This window comes from Microbacterium sp. NPDC057741 (genome assembly GCF_042798735.1).
Lineage (GTDB): Bacteria > Actinomycetota > Actinomycetes > Actinomycetales > Microbacteriaceae > Microbacterium.
On sequence record NZ_JBHVJW010000002.1, the window covers coordinates 282,051 to 300,589 of the forward strand.

At 68.6% G+C, this 18,539-nt stretch carries 17 protein-coding genes; 9 read left to right on the plus strand and 8 right to left on the minus strand.

What is annotated here, in order from left to right; genetic code table 11:
- Positions 1-55 precede the first annotated feature (55 nt).
- On the plus strand, positions 56-1,543 hold the full coding sequence (locus ACFVDO_RS08335) for an FGGY-family carbohydrate kinase (protein WP_378854952.1): 1,488 nt from the start codon (positions 56-58) through the stop codon (positions 1,541-1,543).
- Positions 1,544-1,558: 15 nt separating this feature from the next.
- Positions 1,559-3,190 carry a fucose isomerase gene (locus ACFVDO_RS08340; RefSeq protein ID WP_378854949.1) on the plus strand — a complete coding sequence of 544 codons (1,632 nt, stop codon included), beginning with the start codon at positions 1,559-1,561 and terminating at the stop codon, positions 3,188-3,190.
- On the opposite strand, the gene ACFVDO_RS08345 is transcribed toward ACFVDO_RS08340, so the two are convergent.
- Complete coding sequence (locus ACFVDO_RS08345) at positions 3,180-4,526, minus strand: DUF2252 domain-containing protein (RefSeq protein WP_378854947.1); 1,347 nt, start codon at positions 4,524-4,526, stop codon at positions 3,180-3,182. The genes ACFVDO_RS08340 and ACFVDO_RS08345 overlap by 11 nt on opposite strands.
- A 97-nt stretch (positions 4,527-4,623) precedes the next feature.
- On the opposite strand from ACFVDO_RS08345, the gene ACFVDO_RS08350 reads away from it, so the two are divergent.
- Entirely contained in the window at positions 4,624-5,712 is a 1,089-nt protein-coding gene (locus ACFVDO_RS08350) for a DUF998 domain-containing protein (protein ID WP_378854945.1), read from the plus strand.
- Positions 5,709-6,764, plus strand: a complete 1,056-nt coding sequence (locus ACFVDO_RS08355) for an AI-2E family transporter (RefSeq protein ID WP_378854943.1) — start codon at positions 5,709-5,711, stop codon at positions 6,762-6,764. Before ACFVDO_RS08350 ends, ACFVDO_RS08355 begins: the two co-directional genes overlap by 4 nt.
- A gap of 70 nt (positions 6,765-6,834) precedes the next feature.
- On the opposite strand, the gene ACFVDO_RS08360 is transcribed toward ACFVDO_RS08355, so the two are convergent.
- Positions 6,835-7,410 carry a TetR/AcrR family transcriptional regulator gene (locus ACFVDO_RS08360; protein WP_378854941.1) on the minus strand — a complete coding sequence of 192 codons (576 nt, stop codon included), beginning with the start codon at positions 7,408-7,410 and terminating at the stop codon, positions 6,835-6,837.
- A gap of 73 nt (positions 7,411-7,483) precedes the next feature.
- Here ACFVDO_RS08360 and ACFVDO_RS08365 point away from each other — a divergent pair, with 73 nt between their 5' ends.
- The 3 genes from ACFVDO_RS08365 to ACFVDO_RS08375 all read left to right on the plus strand — a co-directional run bounded on the left by ACFVDO_RS08365 (position 7,484) and on the right by ACFVDO_RS08375 (position 8,705).
- Positions 7,484-8,062: a dihydrofolate reductase family protein gene (locus tag ACFVDO_RS08365; protein ID WP_378854939.1), complete on the plus strand. Its 579-nt coding sequence runs from the start codon at positions 7,484-7,486 to the stop codon at positions 8,060-8,062.
- 80 nt (positions 8,063-8,142) lie between these two features.
- Positions 8,143-8,340 carry a type II toxin-antitoxin system VapB family antitoxin gene (locus tag ACFVDO_RS08370; RefSeq protein ID WP_378854937.1) on the plus strand — a complete coding sequence of 66 codons (198 nt, stop codon included), beginning with the start codon at positions 8,143-8,145 and terminating at the stop codon, positions 8,338-8,340.
- The gene (locus ACFVDO_RS08375; RefSeq protein ID WP_378854935.1) at positions 8,337-8,705 is read left to right on the plus strand and encodes a type II toxin-antitoxin system VapC family toxin; all 369 of its coding nucleotides are present in this window, start codon (positions 8,337-8,339) and stop codon (positions 8,703-8,705) included. The genes ACFVDO_RS08370 and ACFVDO_RS08375 overlap by 4 nt, the downstream gene beginning before the upstream one ends.
- 36 nt (positions 8,706-8,741) lie before the next feature.
- Here ACFVDO_RS08375 and ACFVDO_RS08380 read toward each other — a convergent pair whose 3' ends face one another.
- Positions 8,742-9,326: a hypothetical protein gene (locus tag ACFVDO_RS08380; protein ID WP_378854933.1), complete on the minus strand. Its 585-nt coding sequence runs from the start codon at positions 9,324-9,326 to the stop codon at positions 8,742-8,744.
- A 113-nt stretch (positions 9,327-9,439) separates the two neighbouring features.
- Here ACFVDO_RS08380 and ACFVDO_RS08385 point away from each other — a divergent pair, with 113 nt between their 5' ends.
- On the plus strand, positions 9,440-10,621 hold the full coding sequence (locus ACFVDO_RS08385) for a glycosyltransferase (protein ID WP_378854931.1): 1,182 nt from the start codon (positions 9,440-9,442) through the stop codon (positions 10,619-10,621).
- A 178-nt stretch (positions 10,622-10,799) separates the two neighbouring features.
- Here ACFVDO_RS08385 and ACFVDO_RS08390 read toward each other — a convergent pair whose 3' ends face one another.
- Together ACFVDO_RS08390 and ACFVDO_RS08395 are read right to left on the minus strand one after the other, a co-directional pair.
- The gene (locus ACFVDO_RS08390; RefSeq protein WP_378858571.1) at positions 10,800-13,124 is read right to left on the minus strand and encodes an arylsulfatase; all 2,325 of its coding nucleotides are present in this window, start codon (positions 13,122-13,124) and stop codon (positions 10,800-10,802) included.
- Between the two features lie 104 nt (positions 13,125-13,228).
- Positions 13,229-15,571: an arylsulfatase gene (locus tag ACFVDO_RS08395; RefSeq protein ID WP_378858570.1), complete on the minus strand. Its 2,343-nt coding sequence runs from the start codon at positions 15,569-15,571 to the stop codon at positions 13,229-13,231.
- Between the two features lie 145 nt (positions 15,572-15,716).
- On the opposite strand from ACFVDO_RS08395, the gene ACFVDO_RS08400 reads away from it, so the two are divergent.
- Positions 15,717-16,634, plus strand: a complete 918-nt coding sequence (locus tag ACFVDO_RS08400) for a zinc-binding alcohol dehydrogenase family protein (protein WP_378858569.1) — start codon at positions 15,717-15,719, stop codon at positions 16,632-16,634.
- A 44-nt stretch (positions 16,635-16,678) separates the two neighbouring features.
- Here ACFVDO_RS08400 and ACFVDO_RS08405 read toward each other — a convergent pair whose 3' ends face one another.
- Genes ACFVDO_RS08405 through ACFVDO_RS08415 form a run of 3 tightly spaced genes read right to left on the minus strand, consistent with a single transcriptional unit; the run spans position 16,679 to position 18,526 of the window.
- A complete protein-coding gene (locus ACFVDO_RS08405; protein WP_378858568.1) occupies positions 16,679-17,044 on the minus strand; it encodes a GNAT family N-acetyltransferase in 366 nt (121 codons plus the stop codon).
- Positions 17,045-17,057: 13 nt separating this feature from the next.
- Positions 17,058-18,053, minus strand: a complete 996-nt coding sequence (locus ACFVDO_RS08410; protein ID WP_378858567.1) for a pirin family protein — start codon at positions 18,051-18,053, stop codon at positions 17,058-17,060.
- Positions 18,050-18,526: a carboxymuconolactone decarboxylase family protein gene (locus tag ACFVDO_RS08415; protein ID WP_378858566.1), complete on the minus strand. Its 477-nt coding sequence runs from the start codon at positions 18,524-18,526 to the stop codon at positions 18,050-18,052. Before ACFVDO_RS08415 ends, ACFVDO_RS08410 begins: the two co-directional genes overlap by 4 nt.
- Positions 18,527-18,539 lie beyond the last annotated feature (13 nt).

The window sequence follows — 18,539 nt, forward strand, 5'->3', positions numbered from 1 at the left end:
CGGTATGAAATCGATTTCGCATACTCTGAGCGTGACATTCCGTCGAGGAGGACACATGCGCTGCACCCTGGGTGTGGACGTCGGCACATCGAGCACCAAGGGAGTGCTCACGGGCCCCGACGGCGTCATCCTCGCGACCGCGACGAGGACGCACGATGTCGACCGCCCGCGCACCGGATGGGTCGAGATGGACGGCCGCATCTGGTGGGAAGAGTTCGTCCAGATCGCCAGCGAGCTGCTCGCCGCCCGACCGGATGCCGAGATCGCGGGCGTCGGGGTCAGCGGCATGGGGCCGTGCGTGCTGCTCGCCGATGAGAACGACGAGCCGGTGCGTCCGGCGATCCTCTACGGCGTCGACACCCGCGCAACGGCGCAGATCACCCGCATGACCGAGGAGCTCGGCGAAGAGGAGATCGCCCGCGTCGGCGGATCGACTCTCACCTCGCAGGCGGCCGGAGCGAAGATCGCCTGGATCGCCGACGAGGAGCCCGAGGCCTTCGCCCGCGCGAAGAGGTTCTTCATGCCCGCCTCCTGGCTGGCCAGGAGGCTCACCGGTGCCTACGTGCTCGACCACCAGTCGGCCAGCCAGACATCTCCGCTCTACGACATCGAGAGCGGGAACTGGTACCAGCCGTGGTGGCAGCGCTACGCCGACGGCGTCGAGCAGCCGCCGCTGGCATGGGCCGGTGACATCGCCGGCACCGTCACCGAGCAGGCCGCCGAGCTCACCGGCATCCCCGTCGGAACCCCTGTGATCGCCGGAACCGTCGACGCCTGGACCGAGGCGGTCAGCGTCGGTGCGCACGAGGTCGGCGACCTCATGCTCATGTACGGCACGACGATGTTCCTCGTCGCGACGGGGGAGCACACGCTGCGCACCCCGTCGATGTGGACCACCGCGGGCGCCTTCGCCGGCACCCGCAACCTCGCCGGCGGGCTGTCCACCTCGGGCGCTCTCACCGCCTGGCTGAAAGACCTCACCGCCGCTGACTACCCCCAGCTGCTGGCCGAGGCCGAGGCATCCGGCTCCGGTGCGCGCGGCCTGCTGATGCTGCCGTACTTCGCCGGGGAGCGCACCCCGATCCAGGACCCAGATGCCCGCGGCGTGATCGCCGGGCTCACCCTGGAGCACGGTCGCGGAGATCTGTACCGCGCGGCGCTGGAGGCCACCGCGCTCGGCGTGCGGCACAACGTCGAGACGATGCGCGCAGCGGGCGCGGACATCCGCCGCATCGTCGCCGTCGGCGGCGGCACGCAGGGCCGTCTCTGGCTGCAGATCGTCTCGGATGTCACGGGTCTGGTGCAGGAGGTGCCGCAGACCACGATCGGTGCCAGCTACGGTGCCGCGTTCCTCGCGGCAATGGCCACCGCCGACGGCGACGTGCCGCTGATCACGGACTGGAACCCGGTGATCGACCGCATCGAGCCGGATGCGGCGCTGCGCGAGACCTACGACGCGCTCTTCGACCGCTACCTGCGCCTCTACGCCGGCACGAAGGACGTCGTGCACGAACTCGCCGCCCAGCAGCGGCACATGTACTGACACAAGGAGAACCCCATGAGCTACACCCTCCCCGCCCCGGCATCCCGCCCGGCATCCGCGCCGAAGACGGCGTACATCATCACCTCGGGTGACCTGCGCGAGTCGGCGAACGTCGCCGGCTGGCCGGTGCAGGCGGCCACCGAGGCGGCGGTCACGAAGGCCTTCGAGGGGCTCGGGTGGAGCGTCATCCGGCCGTTCGGCATCGACCCCGAGACCGGGCACGGCTACATCTCCAGTCAGCGCATGGGCATGGAGGTGTTCAAGAACATCCCCGTGGATGCTCCGCTGATCGTCGCGATCGCGAACTGGCAGTACTCGCACCACGTGCTCGCCGGGCTCCGCACGCACCAGGGCCCGATCCTCACCACCGCGAACTTCGCTCCGGACTGGCCGGGCCTGGTCGGGCTGCTCGGGCTGAACGCGGGCCTCACCAAGATGGGCAAGGACTACGCCACGATCTGGTCGGTCGACTTCACCGACGAGTGGTTCCTCGCCGGCATCCGGGAGTGGACCGAGACCGGCCGCATCACGCACGACGCCTCGCACGTGCGCGACCTGCCCGCCCTGCCGGACAGCCCCGAGAAGCAGCTCGGCGAGGCGCTCGCCGCGCAGCTGCGCGACGAGAAGGCCATCATCGGCGTCTTCGACGAGGGCTGCATGGGCATGTACAACGCGATCTTCGACGACGAGCTGCTCAACGGCACCGGCATCTACAAGGAGCGTCTGTCGCAGTCGGCCCTGTACGCCGAGATGCTGCGCGTCACCGAGGACGAGGCGGATGCCGCCTACGACTGGCTCATCGAGCACGGCATGACCTTCACCTACGGCGAGGACGCCGCCACCGAGCTCACCCGCGAGCAGGTGCAGTGGCAGATGAAGATGTACATCGCCGCCCTCCGCATCGCCGACGACTTCGGGCTCGACGCCGTCGGCATCCAGTACCAGCAGGGCCTGAAGGACCTCGTCCCGGCGTCCGACCTCGCGGAGGGCATCCTGAACTCCACCGAGCGTCCTCCGGTGACCAGCCGCGACGGATCCCGCATCCTGCACGAGGGGCGCGCGTTCCCGCACTTCAACGAGGCCGACGAGGGCGTCGCGGTCGACGCGCTCGTCACCGACCGGGTGTGGCGGGCGATGGGTCTGGTGCCCGACAACACCCTGCACGACGTGCGCTGGGGCGAGGAGTACGACGGTGAGTTCGTCTGGGTCTACGAGATCTCCGGCTCGGTGCCGGCCTCGCACCTGGGTGGATGGCAGAACGCCGAGGGCTGGCGGCAGGGGCACGTGTTCTTCCCGGCGGGCGGCGCCACGATCAACGGCGTCTCCAAGCCCGGCGAGGTCGTGATCTCGCGCGTCTACATCTCAGAGGGCGTGCTCAACGCTGACGTGTTCCGCGGCACGGTCGTCGAGCTGCCCGCCGAGGAGACGCAGCGCCGCAAGGACGCCACGAACCCGGAGTGGCCGATCGCGAACGTCGTGCTGCACGGCCAGAGCCGCGACCAGTTCATGGCGCGGCACAAGGCCAACCACGCCCAGGTCGTCTACGCGCCCGACGCCGAGACCGCCGACAGGGCGCTCATCGCGAAGGCGGCGATGTTCGCCGGCATGGGCATGCGGGTGCACCTGGTCGGCGACGTCACGGTGTGATCGCGCGGAACGCCTCGTAGTCGGCGAGGGATGCATCGGCGTAGGCGTACGACCAGGCCAGCAGCGCCTCGGTGATCCGTTCGCCGTCGCCGATGTATCCCACCGCCGCTGTGGATGCCACCGACTGGCTGTGCGCGCGGGCGAGCGTGGCCGCGCACGCCTGCGCGTACGTCGCATAGGGCGCATCGTCGAGCTGCTCGACCTCGACGCCGCCCTTCATGTCGTGGAACTGCCGCACGTAGTAATCGGAGCCACGACTGCGCAGGTGCCCGAGGAACGGATCCGACAGACCCTGCAGGACCTTCTGCATCGTCACCACTCGGGCGCCCTCGCCGAACGTCGCGACCCGCTCCCGCAAGCCTTCCGGCTGCGGGATGCGACCGTACTCCTCGAGCACGCTCCGGCCCGCCTCCTTGGGCTGCATGAGCAGCGAGTTGCCGTCGCCGTCCTGCAGCAGCACCAGGTAGCAGCGGGTGCCGACGCTGCCCACGCCCACCACGCGTCGGGCGATGTCCGCCACCCGGTAGTGCTCGAACAGCTGCGCGACATCCGGGCTGGTGGTGCGCCGGAACTCAGTCACAAGACCGTCCACGAGATCGCGGGTCTCCTCGCCCACGGGTCCCATCGCCGGCGGCTCGTGCACGAAGCGCAGGCGGCCGTCGGCATCCGGCGTCGTGAGGCGGCGCACGGCGCGCTCGCCCGTGCGCCGCTCGGCCTGCTTCACCGACCGGCGGATGGCCTGGCGCGACGCGTCATCGAGCACGGCCATCGACGCGGCCACGGTGAAGTGCGAGAAGTACCGCTCGGTCGGGCTGAGCTTCGTACCGCGGCGCAGGCCGCGCACATAGGAGGTGATCGCCGCCCGTGCCGCCTCCTCGGTGGCGATCTCCGAACGCCCGGCCGCCCGCCCGCCGATCACGACGCTGGTCACCAGGCGCTTCACGTCCCACTCCCACGGGGCTGCCGCCGCCTCGTCGAAGTCGTTCAGATCGAACACGAGTGAGCGCTCAGGCGAGGCGTAGAAGCCGAAGTTCGACACGTGCGCGTCGCCGCATGAGGCGACCAGGATGCCGCTGTGCGGAGCGTCAGCGAGATCGGCGGCCATCAGCGCGGCCGTGCCGCGGAAGAACGCGAACGCGCTGGCCGCCATGCGCTCGCGACGCAGCGGCACGAGGTCGGGCACGCGCGTCGCGTTCTGCGCCGCGAGGATGCCGAGCGGGTCGCGTTCGCCGGTCGCCCGGCCGGCCAGCTCCGACCGGGGCCGCTCGCGGCGCACCCGTCGGCCCCGCTCGAGCTGTTCGGCACGCGACGGCGGGGCCACCCAGGTGTCTGTCATGTGCTCATCATGCCGCTCCGCGCGGCCGGCGCACCAGCACGCCCGCCGCGGGCGAGGCGCCCGTCGATCGGCGTCATCGTGACGATATCCTCAGCGCATGACATCATCCCCCGCAGCGCTGCACGCCGAACGTCCCGGCCGCAGTGCCACCGCTCTGGAGTCGCTGTCGCTCGGTGTCGGCGCCGTCGCGTTCATCCTCACCGCGCTCGTCGCGCTCCCGGTGTTCGGGTTCGAGGACGCCCCGATCTCGGGCCCGGGCTCGATCGGACAGTACGCGGCGATCGCCTCGGCCGTGGTCGCGGTGCTCGCGTTCATCGCGGGGCGCTACGTCATCCGCGAGCGCGGCGAGAAAGTCACCTTCCTCGAGGTGACGGATGTCGCTGCCCTGGCCTTCGCGCACGCGGTGATCGCCCTGCTGGGCTGGACGCTGCTCGCCGACATCCTGGAGAAGGGGTTCATCGGCGCGACCGTGTTCGCACTCCCGCTGCTGATCCTCTCCGGCGCGGCCGCGGCCGTCACCGCCTATGTCGTGTTCTTCTCGGCCACCCACATGGACCTCTCGCTGCTGGCCACCGTGCTGGCAGTGTTCCTCATCTTCGGCGTGATGGCGAGCATGCTCACCGCGAGCGACCCGAAGTGGTGGGAGGAGAACCTCAGCGCCCTCGGCATGACCGACGACCTCTCTGCGATGGCGTTCAACCTCACCCTCATCGTCGCCGGCTTCATGGTCACGATCCTGGTGCGGTACGCCACGAAATCGCCGTCGATCCGCAACGCCCCCGGCATCCGCTGGGTGCGCACCCTTCTCGTGATCGTCGGCGTCTTCCTCGGCTGTGTCGGGGTGTTCCCGGTCGACGAGTTCTTCCTCGTGCACAACAGCGTCGCCACCGGCATGGCCGTGGCGTTCACGGCGATCGTGATCGGCCTGCGCTGGTGGATTCCGCGGATGCCGCGCGGCTTCCTGCTGCTCGGCTACCTCTTCGTCGCGATCGTCGTCGTGGTCGGCATCCTGTTCGCCACGCACTACTACACGCTCACGGCGGTCGAGCTGGTCGCCGGCATCCTGGTCTTCTCCTGGATCATCCTGTTCATCCGCGCTGCGGCGGCGGTCGAATCGGATGCCGGGGCGGATGATGCAGCGCAGGCCGCCGCGTTCGACCGGGCCGCTGCTGCGGCGGGAGCATGAGCACCTCGCAGCCGGCACCCGCCGGTCTCTCGCCCACGCTGCGAGTGCTCATCGGCCTCGCCGCGGCCGTGATCGCGCTGGCAGGCATGCACGCCGCGCGAGAGCTGATCGGGCCGCTCGCGCTGGGCGCGGTGCTCGTGATCATCTGCCATCCGCTGCGGCATCCGCTCGAGCGTGCGGGATGGCCGCGCTGGCTGGCGACGACCGCGGTGATCCTGCTCGGCTGGGTGGTGCTGATCGTGATGGCGCTGCTGCTCGGCTACGCCGGCGCGCAGTTCGTGCGGATGGTGGGCAGCTACTCCGATGAGCTGATGGACACCTGGAGCTCGCTGTCGGCGCAGCTGTCGTCGCTCGGGCTCGACCCGGCCACGGGAACCGAGCTCATCAAGCCGGAGGCGATCCTCGGTTTCGTCACGTCGCTCGCAGGCAGCACGGTGAGCGTGCTCACCGCGCTGTTCTTCGTGTTCGCGTACATCCTGTTCATGGCCTTCGACGCCTCACGGTACGGTCGCGCCGAGTCGCTGTTCGGGCCGGAGGCAGGGCCTGCGATGCGCCGCTTCACCGACTACAGCAGCAATGTGCGGCGCTACTACGTGATCAACGCGTCCTTCGGACTGGTGGTCGCGATCATCGACGGCCTGGCACTCTGGGCGGTCGGCGTGCCCGCGCCGATCGTGTGGGCCATCCTCGCGTTCGTGACCAACTTCATCCCGAACATCGGCTTCGTGATCGGCCTGATCCCGCCGGCGATCCTGGCGCTGGTGGTCGGGGGCTGGCCGCTCATGCTCGCCGTCATCGCGATCTACATCGTCGTGAACGTCACGCTTCAGGTGCTGGTGCAGCCGAAGTTCGTCAGCGACGCCGTCAGCCTCAGCCTCACGCTGAGCTTCGTGTCGGTCGCGTTCTGGACGTTCATCATCGGCCCGCTCGGGGCGATCCTCTGCATCCCGCTCACCCTGCTGCTGCGCGCCCTGGTGCTCGAGGGTGACCCGCAGCAGCGCTGGCTGCGCTGGCTCTCCGGCGACACCACGGTCGGGCGCGCGAGCGCCTGAGTCCCGCGACGGCGAGGGATGGCTTTCGGCGTTCCCCGGACGTCAGGGCGCCGAAAACCATCCCTGCACGTCAGGGATGCTCGGGGAGCAGGCCCGCGACCAGGGCGTCGACGATGTCGTCGGTCGGGGTGTCCGGATCGATCGGCGACGTGAGGCGATCGAGCAGCAGCCCGTCGAGCGCGTAGTGGAACAGCGCGATCTCCCGGCGACCACCGGGCAGGCCCGCGGCCTGGTTGAACGCGATGTCGCCCTCGAAGCCCGACCGCTGCCAGGCGGCCATCGTCTCGGCCAGCTCCGGGCGGCGGGCGGACTCGAGGCGCAGCTCGAACAGGGCGAGAGTCACCTCGCGTTCGGTCGACAGACGGCGCACGATGTCGCGCATGTAGTCCGCGAACAGTGCTCGGCTCGGCTTCTCGGCGGCGCGGACGGCCAGATCCTCGGATGTCGGGCCCAAGCGTGCGCCGATGCGCTCGAACAGTCCGGCGATCAGGGCGTCGCGGCTACGGAAGTAGTTCGACGTGGTGCCCACGGGCACCCCGGCCCGCTCGTCGATGGCGCGGTGCGTCAGGCCCCGCGATCCCTCGCTCGCCAGCACCGCGATGCCGGCGTCGGCGAGGGCATTACGTCGTGCCTCGTTCTTGGCCATGGATTGACCCTAGCGCAACCACTGCACCTGTTGTAGTCTCTAACCACTGCACCTGTCGTGAATGGAGAACAAGATGCGTGAACTCACCTACTACGTCGCCGTCAGCATCGACGGATTCATCGCCGGCCCCGAGGGCGAGTTCGACTTCTTCCTCGCGGAGGGCGATCATCGGGACGCGATCAACGAGCGCTTCAACCAGACCATCCCCACCCAGATCAGCGAGGCCCTCGGCATCCCCACCGACGGTGAGCTGTTCGACACCGTGCTGATGGGCTGGAACACCTACGCGATCGGATTGCCCACGCTGTCCACCCCCTACAGTCACCTGCGTCAGGTCGTCTTCACCAGCCGCACACCCGAACCCGTCGAGGGCGTGGAGTTCACCGACCGCGACCCGGTCGAGATGATCCGCGAGCTGAAAGCCGAGCCGGGCAAGGGCATCTGGCTGTGCGGCGGCGGCGCGCTCGCCGCGGCGCTCGCCGACGAGATCGACCGCCTCGTGCTGAAGGTCAACCCCGTGATCCTCGGCAGCGGCATCCCGCTGTTCGGCGAACGCGGCTTCGCGCCGCGGTCGCTCGCCCGCACCGCGACGACGGCCTTCGACTCGGGCGTCGTGCTGGCGGAGTACGAGCTCATGGATCGAGTGGCCTGACGCCGCCCTGGACCCGACGGCGCGGTTCGCGTAGCATCACAAACAGCATCATCTGATGCGATCTGAGATGAGGTTCTGCCATGCGCACCACGGTGACCATCGACGATGCCCTGCTGGAGCGGGCTGCGGAGCTGACGGGTATCACCGAGCGCGGTGCGCTGCTTCGGTCGGGGCTCGAGTCGCTGATCCGTGTGGAGGTCGGGCGCAGGCTGGCTGCGCTCGGCGGAACCGATCCCGAAGCGACGGCGGCACCCCGGCATCGTGATCGCGCGGCATGATCCTCGTCGACACATCCATCTGGATCGATCACCTGCATCGACCGGAGGCGGGTCTCGTCGCTCTCCTGGAGGATGACCAGGCGGCAGTGCACGACCTCGTGATCGAGGAGCTGGCACTGGGAACGATGGCGCATCGGGGTGCGGTGCTGAACCTTCTCGGCAGCCTTCGACGGTTTCCGGCCTTGAACCAAGACGAGGTCCGGCTGCTCGTCGAACATCACCGTCTGTGGGGGAGGGGGCTGAGCGCCGTGGACGCGCATCTGCTGGGCGCCGTGCGCGTCACGGCGGGGGCTCTGCTCTGGACAAGGGACAAGCGACTCGCTGCCGCCGCACAGGACACCGGCACTCCGCTCTTCGCCGGGTGAACTGAGCGCCGGAGACAGCGCCGCAGATCGAGGGCGTCAGGCCGGCGGCAGTCGCAGCACCTGCGACTCGCCGCCGGCCACATCATCGGCGATGCGCAGGCTGCGGGCGAGGTCGTCGAGCGCACCCTCGAGAGTGCCGAACCGTTCACGGTCGCCGCAGACGGCGTTCAGCGTGATCAGGTGCGTGCCGGTGTCCCAGGTGTAGGTCGCGAACGGGGGAGTGCCCGGGGTCTGCGGCAGCGCCATCATCAGCTTCTCGCCCACGCCCAGCGGGGTGGCGAAGCTCACGGTGTCGTCGTACTCCATCGGCATCATCGCCCGTGCCGTGCGCAGCTGCGGCGTGAGCTCCTGGGTGGTCGCGATCGCGACCACGAGGTCCGGATCGGCCTTCCACGTCCACGCCAGTACGCGCCCGTCGGCCTTGCGCATCGCGAACGGCGCGGCCTGGCTGGCCAGCCAGGAGCCGAACGCCGAGCCGCGGCGAGCCTCGCCGCCCATGGCCGAACCGGCCTGCCCCAGCAGCATCCGGATGGCGGCCTTGCGATGCCGCCGTCCCTTCCAGCCCAGCGAGCCGGTGACGGGGATCCAGAGGTCGGGATCGGCAGAGGATACGAGGCGCATGACAAGAGGGTAGAGGATGCCGCTCGGTGCGGGCTCCGATGCCATCACAGGGCGCTCGGGTAGAGTTGCCTGCGCCCGACCGGGCATTCTCCGGCCACTGGGAGCAGTACTCCGTGACATCCGAAGCCCGCCCGCTGACCATCCTCATCGGCTGCGACACGTTCTACCCCGACATCAACGGGGCCGCCCGCTTCGCCGAGCGCCTCGCCGCCGGGCTGGTCGAGCGCGGCCACGACGTGCACGTCGTCGCGCCGAACACGAAGTACCGCCGCTCCGAGACCCACACCGAGGTCATCGAGGGCCAGCCCTTGACCATGCACCGGCTGCCGTCGGTGCGCTGGCTGCCGCACGACTGGCTGCGCTTCGTCTGGCCGTGGCGTGCGAAGCACTACGCCCGCAAGGTGCTCAGCGAGGTGCAGCCCGACGTGGTGCACATCCAGTCGCATATCATCATCGGCCGCGGGCTGGCGCGCATCGCGCGTCAGCGGGGCATCCCGATCGTGGCGACCAACCACGTCATGGCCGAGAACATCCTCGACCACACGGCGATGCCCGAATTCGTGAACGCGCCGATCCTGAAGCTGGCGTGGGATGACGCCGAGCGCACGCTGCACATGGCGCGCGCCGTTACGACGCCCACGCGCAAGGCGGCGGACTTCCTCGAGAAGACCATCGACGTCAGTGGCGTCGTGCCGGTCTCGTGCGGCATCGATCGGCGCAACTACACGCCGATCATCGCCCCGCGCGAGAAGAACCGGCTGCTGTTCGTGGGCCGGCTCACCGGTGAGAAGCAGGTCGACGTCGTGCTGAGGGCCATGACCAAGCTCGACCCCGCGCTGGACGTGCATTTCGACATCGCAGGCGGCGGCGACCAGCGCAAGAACCTGGAGCACCTCGCCGCGCAGCTCGGGCTGGCGGATCGGGTCACCTTCCACGGCCGGGTCACCGACGAGGAGCTGCGTGACCTCTACTCCCGGGCATCCGTCTTCGTGATCGCGTCGATCGCCGAGCTGCAGTCGATCGTCACGATGGAGGCGATGGCCTCGGCGCTGCCGGTGGTCGGTGCGGATGCCGTCGCGCTGCCGCACCTGGTGCACGACGGCGAGAACGGTTACCTGTTCGAGCCGGGGAACGTCGACGATCTCGCCGAGAAGATCACCCGCGTGCTGACGGCCTCGCCCGCCGAATACGAGCGGATGCAGCGCGCATCGCTCGACGGCGTCGCGGTGCACGACATCAACCGCACCCTCGACACGTTCGAGGCGCTCTACCGCGACGAGCCGCTGCCGGCCTGACAGCTCCGCTGGCCGGCTCGCACGGCCCTCTGCCGGGTAAGCATCGGAAGGCGGAGGGCGTCCTTCGTCTCGTCGCTGGCGCTCCTCGCTCAGGAGCCGTGGGAATGGGTGCGGGCAAGTGACGCGAAAGGGGCGGGAGGACTGAAGTCCTCCCGCCCCTTTCGGCGGCACCTCGCGGTTACTCGCGGGCGAGTGCGGCGAGTGCCTCGAGCTCGAGATCGAGGTACTGCTCCTCGCTGACGTCGATGCCGACGCCGAGCAGCTTGCCACCCGTGAACGGGAAGCCGTCGGAGTACTGTCCGCTGACCGCGTCGCCGCTGTCGTAGCCGATGCACAGTCCGTCGCCGGCCAGCGTGAACTTGCCGACCTGCGCACGCATCGGACCCGAAGCGACGGCCTGGTCGTCGACGTAGAGCGTCGCGGTGCCGATCGACTCCCCGTGCTCGCCAGCGCTCTCGCGCACGAACTCCACGCCCAGCGCATGCTTGCCGGGCGTCAGCTCGCCCGACGTGAACGTCTGCTCCGGCGGGATGCCGAGGAAGTTGTACACGTAGTTCAGCTTGTTGTCCTTGATGAACAGCGAGTGACCGCCGAACCGGGAGCCGTGAGCGAACAGCACGCCCTCGGCGCCCTCCTCCAGCACGACGTCGGCGATGATCTTGTACGACCTGCCTCGGACGTTCACCGCGACGCTCTCGGCGACGGCCGTGGTGTCGGGATAGTAGATGTACCGGGTGCGCGGCGGCTCGGCCTGCGGGCGCTCGATGGTGAGCTGGTCGCGGGCAGACCGGTCGTCGAGCGGCAGCACGTTGTTCTTTTCGGCCTCCACGAACCAGGCGTCGATGAGCTCCTGCAGCTTCTCCGGGTGCTCGGCGGCGAGGTCCCTCGACTCCGAGCGGTCCTCGGCCACGTGGTAGAGCTCCCAGCGATCCTCGTCGAACCTGCCGTGGCCGGTGAGCGGCGCGTGGATGGCGGCGGCCTTCCAGCCGTCCTTCCAGATGCCTCGGGTTCCGAGCATCGCGTAGTACTGCACCTTCTTCTCGGTCTGCCCGTCGGGCGCCGCGTCGAAGGAGTACTTCATCGAGACGCCGTCCAGCGGACGCTGCTCGACGCCGCGGAACACGTCCGGCATGTCGATGCCGATGACGTCCAGCACGGTCGCCACGATGTCGGTGGAGTGGTGGTACTGGTGCCGGATCTCGCCCTTGGCCTTGATGCCGGCCGGCCAGTGGATGATCATCGGGTCGCAGGTGCCGCCCGAGAACTGCGAGTAGCGCTTGAACATCTGGAACGGGGTCGAGAACGCCGTCGCCCACCCGGTGGGGTAGTGGTTGTACGTCTCGGGGCCGCCCAGCACGCCGATCTTGTCGAGGTTCTCCTTCAGGTCGTCGGGGAACCCGTTGAAGAACTTGTTCTCGTTGACCGAACCGTCGGGTGAGCCCTCACCGGATGCCCCGTTGTCGGCGCAGTAGAAGATCAGCGTGTTGTCGAGCTGCCCGGAGTCCTCCAGGTAGTCGATGATGCGGCCGATCTGCACGTCGGTGTACTCGCTGAAGCCGGCGAACACCTCGGCCATGCGCGCGAACAGTCGCTTCTCGTCATCCGACAGCGTGTCCCACGGCTTGACGTAGTCGGCCTCGTTGGCCTGGTCCTCCGGCATCGGGTTGATCGGCGTCAGTGCGGTGTCGGCGGGCAGGATGCCGCGTTCGATCATGCGGCCGAGCACCCACTCGCGATAGGCGTCGTAGCCGTCGTCGAACTGGCCCTTGTACTTGTCGATGTAGTCCTTGGGCGCGTGGTGCGGCGCGTGGTTCGCGCCGGGGCAGAACCAGGTGTACCAGGGCTTGGAGGGGTTCGACGCGTTCTGGTCGCGGATCAGGCGGATGGTCTGGTCGGCGAGGTCCTTGGAGAGGTGGTAACCCTCCTCCGGCGTGTACGGGGGCTCGATGAAGTGGTTGTCCTCGACGAGATCGGGGTACCAGTTGTTCGTCTCGCCGCCGAGGAAGCCGTAGAAGCGGTCGAAGCCCTGCGCGAGCGGCCACTGCTCCTTGCTGCCGCCGGTGGAGATGTCCTCCTCGGGCACGTTGTGGTTCTTGCCGACCCAGAACGTGGAGTACCCGTTCTTCTGCAGCACCTGACCGATCGTGGCGCACGACTCGGGGATGTGACCGGAGAGGCCCGGGAAGCCGTTCGTGCCCTCCATGATGTTGCCCATGCCGTTGACGTGGTGGTTACGGCCGGTGAGGAAGGTCGAGCGGGTCGGTGAGCACAGCGCGGTGGTGTGCCACTGCGTATAGGTGAGGCCGTTGGCAGCGAGGCGGTCGAGGGTGGGCATGTTGATGCGACCGCCGTACGGCGACCATGACGCCATGCCGGTGTCGTCGTAGAGGATGACGAGGATGTTGGGCGACCCCTCAGCCGCCTTCACGGGCTCGTACGGCGCCCAGTCGGCCACCGAATCGCGCACGTCGAGCGCGATCTTCCCCTGGAATTCCTTGGTCATGGTGCTCCCTTCCACCGCGGATGCCATCGGCGAGCATCCGGCACTTCAAAGCTAACGGCGAGGGGATGCCCGACGGCACCCCCTCGCCCGGATCGGATGATGATTCAGTCGCGCGCCATCGCTGCGGCGAGGTGCGCCTCGAGGTCGATGTACGCGTCGTCGGCGATGTCGAAGACGACCTTGGCGATATCGCCGCCGGTGAAGTCGAATCCGTAGCCGTACAGCGACGAGACCGGATCGGCGCTGTCGCGGCCGATCGTCAGGCCTTCGCCGCACAGCGAGAAATGTCCGAGCACGGTGCGGATCTGCTTCTCGTCGACCTTCTGATCGTCGACGTACAGGCTGACCGGTCCCTTGCCCTCGCGGTACTCGCCGATGCCCTCCTTCACGAAGTCCACGCCGATGATGTGCCGACCGGACGTGGGCGCAGGGCCGCTGATGTGGTCCTCCGGCGGGATGCCGAGGAAGTTGTACACGTAGTGGATCTGGCCGTCCTTGACCACGAGCGCGTGACCGCCGAACCGTGAGCCGTGCGCGAAGATCACGCCCTCGGTGTCCGGGGTGAACTCCACCTCGGCGGCGATCTTGTAAGAGACACCGTGCACGTTGGCTGCCGATCGCTCCGGAATCTCGCTCGTCCCCGGGTAATAGATGAACTGCCCCGACGGCGGCGCGGGCTGGTGGAACTCCATGTGGATGAAGGTCTCGTAGTCCTTCGGGTTGCCGATGATCTGCAGGTCGTTCAGCGGCAGCACCAGGTTGGCCTTCGCCTCCTCGAGCCACAGCGCCTTGAGCTCCTCGAGTTTGTCGGGGTGCTCGGAGGCGAGGTCGTGCGCCTCGGCACGGTCGATGTCGGTGTGATAGAGCTCCCATACGTCATTCGGGAAGTCGCCCTTGCCGCTGACCGGGCCGTGCACACTGACGGCCTTCCAGCCCTCGTGCCAGATGCCGCGCTGACCGAACATCTCGAAGTACTGGGTCTTCTTGTTGGTCGGCCCATCCGGCTCCGCGGCGAACGACGGCACCATCGAGACGCCGGACAGCGGAGTCTGCTCGACGCCGTTGTAGGTCTCGGGGAACGGCACCCCACAGGCCTCGAGGATGGTCGGGACCACATCGACCGAGTGGTGGTACTGGTGGCGGATCTCGCCCTTAGCGGAGAAGCCCGCCGGCCAGTGGATCACCATCGGGTCGGCGACACCGCCCTGGTAGGTGTAGCGCTTGAACATCTTGTACGGCGTCGAGAACGCGGCCGCCCACCCGGTCGGGTAGTGGTTGTATGTGTCGGGCGAGCCCAGCTGGTCGACCATCGAAAGGTTCTGCTGCAGGTCGTCGGGATACCCGCCGAAGATCTTGCCCTCATTGACAGAGCCGTAGGGGCTGCCCTCGCCGGATGCCCCGTTGTCGGCGCAGTAGATGACGAGGGTGTTGTTGAGCTGCCCCGATTCCTCGAGGTAGTCGATGATGCGGCCGACCTGGCTGTCGGTGTACTCGCTGAAGCCCGCGTAGACCTCGGCCATGCGGCTGAACATCGCCTTCTCCTCGTCGGACAGCGAGTCCCAGGGGAGCACCTCGTCCGTCTGCGAGTACGTGCCTTCCGGCATCGGGTTCAGCGGGGTCAGGTCGGTGTCGGCGGGGACGATGCCCTTCTCCTTCATCCGGTCCAGGACCCACTCGCGGTACGCCTCGTAACCGTCGTCGAACATGCCCTTGTATTTGGCGATGTACTCCTCGGGCGCGTGGTGCGGCGCGTGGTTCGCCCCGGGGCAGAACCACAGGTACCAGGGCTTCTCCGGCTCGGTCTGCTTGACGTCGCGGATCATCTTCAGGGCCTGGTCGGCGAGATCCTTCGACAGGTGGTAGCCGTCCTCGGGCAGATAGGGCTGGTCGATGTAGTGGTTGTCCTCGGCGAGCGACGGGAACCAGTTGTTGGTCTCGCCGCCGACGAAGCCGTAGAACCGGTCGTAACCCTGCGCGAGCGGCCAGTGCTTCTTCGAGGCGCCGGCGGTCCACTCGTCGATCGGCACGTTGTGGTTCTTGCCGACCCAGAACGTCGACCAGCCGGCATCCCGCAGCACGTTCGCCATCGTCGCGTTCGAGTCGGGGATGTGCGAGTTGTAGCCGGGGAATCCGGTGGACGACTCAGAGATCGTCGCGAAGCCGTTCAGGTGGTGATTGCGTCCGGTGAGGAACGTCGAGCGGGTCGGTGAGCACAGTGCTGTGGTGTGCCACTGGGTGTAGGTCAGACCGTCCTTCGCCAGACGATCCATCGTCGGCATGCTGATGCGGCCGCCGTACGGAGACCATGCCGCCATGCCGGTGTCGTCGTACAGCACCACGAGCACGTTCGGCGCTCCCTGCGGCGCCTTGTCGGGCAGGAAAGCGTCCCAATCGCCCACCGAATCCCGTACGTCGAGTGCGATCTTCCCCTGGAATTCCCGCGCCATGATGCTCCCTCACTCCGGCCGTCTGTTCTCCCTTGCCCTGAACATATCGGGCGGCGCGTCGGGAAGGAAGAGGGCAGAAATGGCACAACGTGTCAAAGTGACGTATATTGCCGAGACCCCCTGAATCTTCCCGAAAGGATCGGCCATGCCCCGTGCAGCCATCTACCGCCGGTACGGCGACAGCAGCGTCCTCGAGATCGAGGACATCGAGACTCCCCAGCCGGGGCCGGGCATGGTGCGCGTGCGCGTCACGCGCTCGAGCGTGAACCCTGTCGACTCGAAGATGCGCGCGGGCCTCCTCTCCGGCGGTGCACCGCTCGAGGAGCCCGCGGTCGCGGGCATGGATGTCGCGGGGATCGTGGACGCCGTGGGTGAGGGAGCCGACACCCTGTCCGTCGGTGACCGCGTCGCCGGACTGTCCCCGAACGGCGCGGCCGCGGAGTACATCGTCACGTACGCCGCCGCCCTCGTGCGGATCCCGGACGGCGTCAGCGACGCGGTCGCGTCGACCATCGGGGTCGGCGGATCGACCGCGGTCCGCGCGCTCGGCGAGGCCGGTGTCGGCGAAGGCTCGGTGATCCTCGTCGACGGCGCCGCCGGGGGAGTGGGAACGTTCCTCACGCAGCTCGCGGTCGCCGCCGGCGCGACCGTCATCGGCACTGCGTCGCCGAAGAACCACGATGGGCTGCGCGAGCGCGGCGTGATCCCGGTGGACTACTCCGGCGACTGGCAGGGCGCTGTGCGCGAGGCTGCCGACGGACGCGCGATCGACGCTGCATTCGACCTGGTCACCGCCGGCAAGTACGACGCCTTCTCCGAGCTCGTGACCGAAGGTGGCGCCATCGTCACGCTCCTCGATCCCGAGGTCGCCGAGCGCGGCGGCATCATCATCACCGGCATGGAGGATGGCTACGACAGCGCCCTGCAGCGGGTGATCGACGGCGTCGCCGCGGGCGACATCCTCGTTCCCATCGAGGACGTGCTGCCGCTCGAGCGCATCGCCGAGGCGCAGGATCGCTCGGCCGCCGGGCACGTGCGCGGCAAGCTCGTCCTCGCGATCTGACGGGCGACGGTGGGCCGGGGCCGATGGCCCCGGCCCACCGTGCATCAACCCTTCAGCTGGTCGCGGATCGCCTGCTTGTGCACCGGCGTCGGCTGCACGACGTGCTCGGCGTACTCCGGATGCTTCGGAAGCCAGGCCACCACGTAGGGGCAGACCGGCACGATCGCGGCGCCCGAGGCGACCACGTCGTCGACGGCGGCGCGCACCAGCACCGAGGCCAGGCCCTTGCCGCCGTACTCCTCCGAGACGCCGGTGTGGAACAGCACACGCTGGTTCCCGCCTTCAGCCGCGACGTCGACATAGGACTCCTCGCCGATCTCCTTGGAGCCGGTGCCGTCCTCGCCGGTGTCCAGCAGCACGTAGCGCGACTCCTCCGGGCGGTCCTGCACGATGTAGCGCTCGTTCGTCATGTTCGTCTCCTGGTCACTGGCGCGGCCGCAGCCGGATGGTGGGCATGGGCGGGGCAGGCAGCGGCGCTCGCTGCCCTGGCGGGAACTCACCGAACAGTGCCGGTTTGCCGGCATCCGCGGCATCCGCCGGCTCGAAACCGAGCTCGGCCTGGTACCGGCGCCGGAACTCGACGATCTCGTCGTGACTGCGGCCGACGAAGTTCCACCACATCACGATTTGCTCGCCCAGCGGCACGCCGCCGAGCAGGATGATGCGGGCGCCATCGGCGCCCGCCGTCACATGCATGGTGTCCGCCCCGGTCGGCACGTACCCCAGCTCACGGTGCGCGACCGCGGTGCCGTTCACCTCGAAGCCCCCGGTCTCGGCGAGCAGCGCGTGCTCGAAGTCGGTGCGCACCGTCAGCGTCACCGACGCACCCGGTTCGAGGACCAGCTCCGCGCCGAGCAGGTCGGGCGTGCGTGTGTCGACCGGCGAGGTCGAGCCCAGCAGCGAGCCGATGAACACCCGTGCGGTCATCCCCGGCATGCTCACGGGCTCCGGCGCGTAGTGGTCGAAGTGGTTCTGCGAGAACCGGGTGCGCTCCGGCAGCGCGTACCAGAGCTGCACTCCGTGCAGCGTGCGCGTCTCGGGAGTGCTGATCTCGGAGTGGGTGATGCCGCTGCCCGCGATCATCAGGTTCAGCTCGCCCGGCCTCACGGCGGCCGCATTGCCGCCGGAGTCCAGGTGGTCGATCTCGCCGGTGAACAGCCAGCTCACGGTCGCCAGTCCGGTGTGCGGATGCCGCGGCACCTCCATGCCCCCGGAGACCGCGACGTCATCAGGCCCGTAGTGGTCGAGGAAACACCAGGCGCCTACCAGCGACCGCTGCTTCTGCGGGAGCGTGCGGTACACGGTCATCGCCCGCGGGCCGCCGAGCGGAACCTCGCGGGGCTCCAGCACCTCGACGCCGGTGCAGGGCTGCCCCGGCTCGAGCACCTCGACCTGCGGGTCCTTCTCGAGGTCGCTCACTTCACCAGTTTCCCCTCCGCATCGCGCGGTCTCACCGGATGCTCGCTGAGGATGGAGATCCGGTTGAACAGGTTGATCGTCACCGCGACCCACTCCGCGGCGGCGAAGGCCTCGTCGCCGAGCAGCCCGCGGGCGGCGGCCAGATCCGCCGCGGAGTTCTCGCTGAGCGGCATCCGGGTCGCTGCCTCGGCGATCGCGAGCATCGCCGCCTCGCGATCCGTGTACAGCTCGGCGTCACGCCAGGCCGGCAGCAGGTCGAGCTTCTGCTGGGTGATGCCGGCGGCACGGGCCTCCCTGGAGTGCAGGTCGAGGCAGAACGGGCAACCGTTCAGCTGCGACGCGCGCACCTTGATGTACTCGGTCTCGGCGGGCGTGAGCCCGGCGCTCGCCGCATGGTCGGCGATCGACGCCGACAGCGCCGACGCCGCCTTCCAGACGTCGGGCGAGGTCTTGTCCAGGTAAGGGCGCGTCATCATCTCTCCTCAG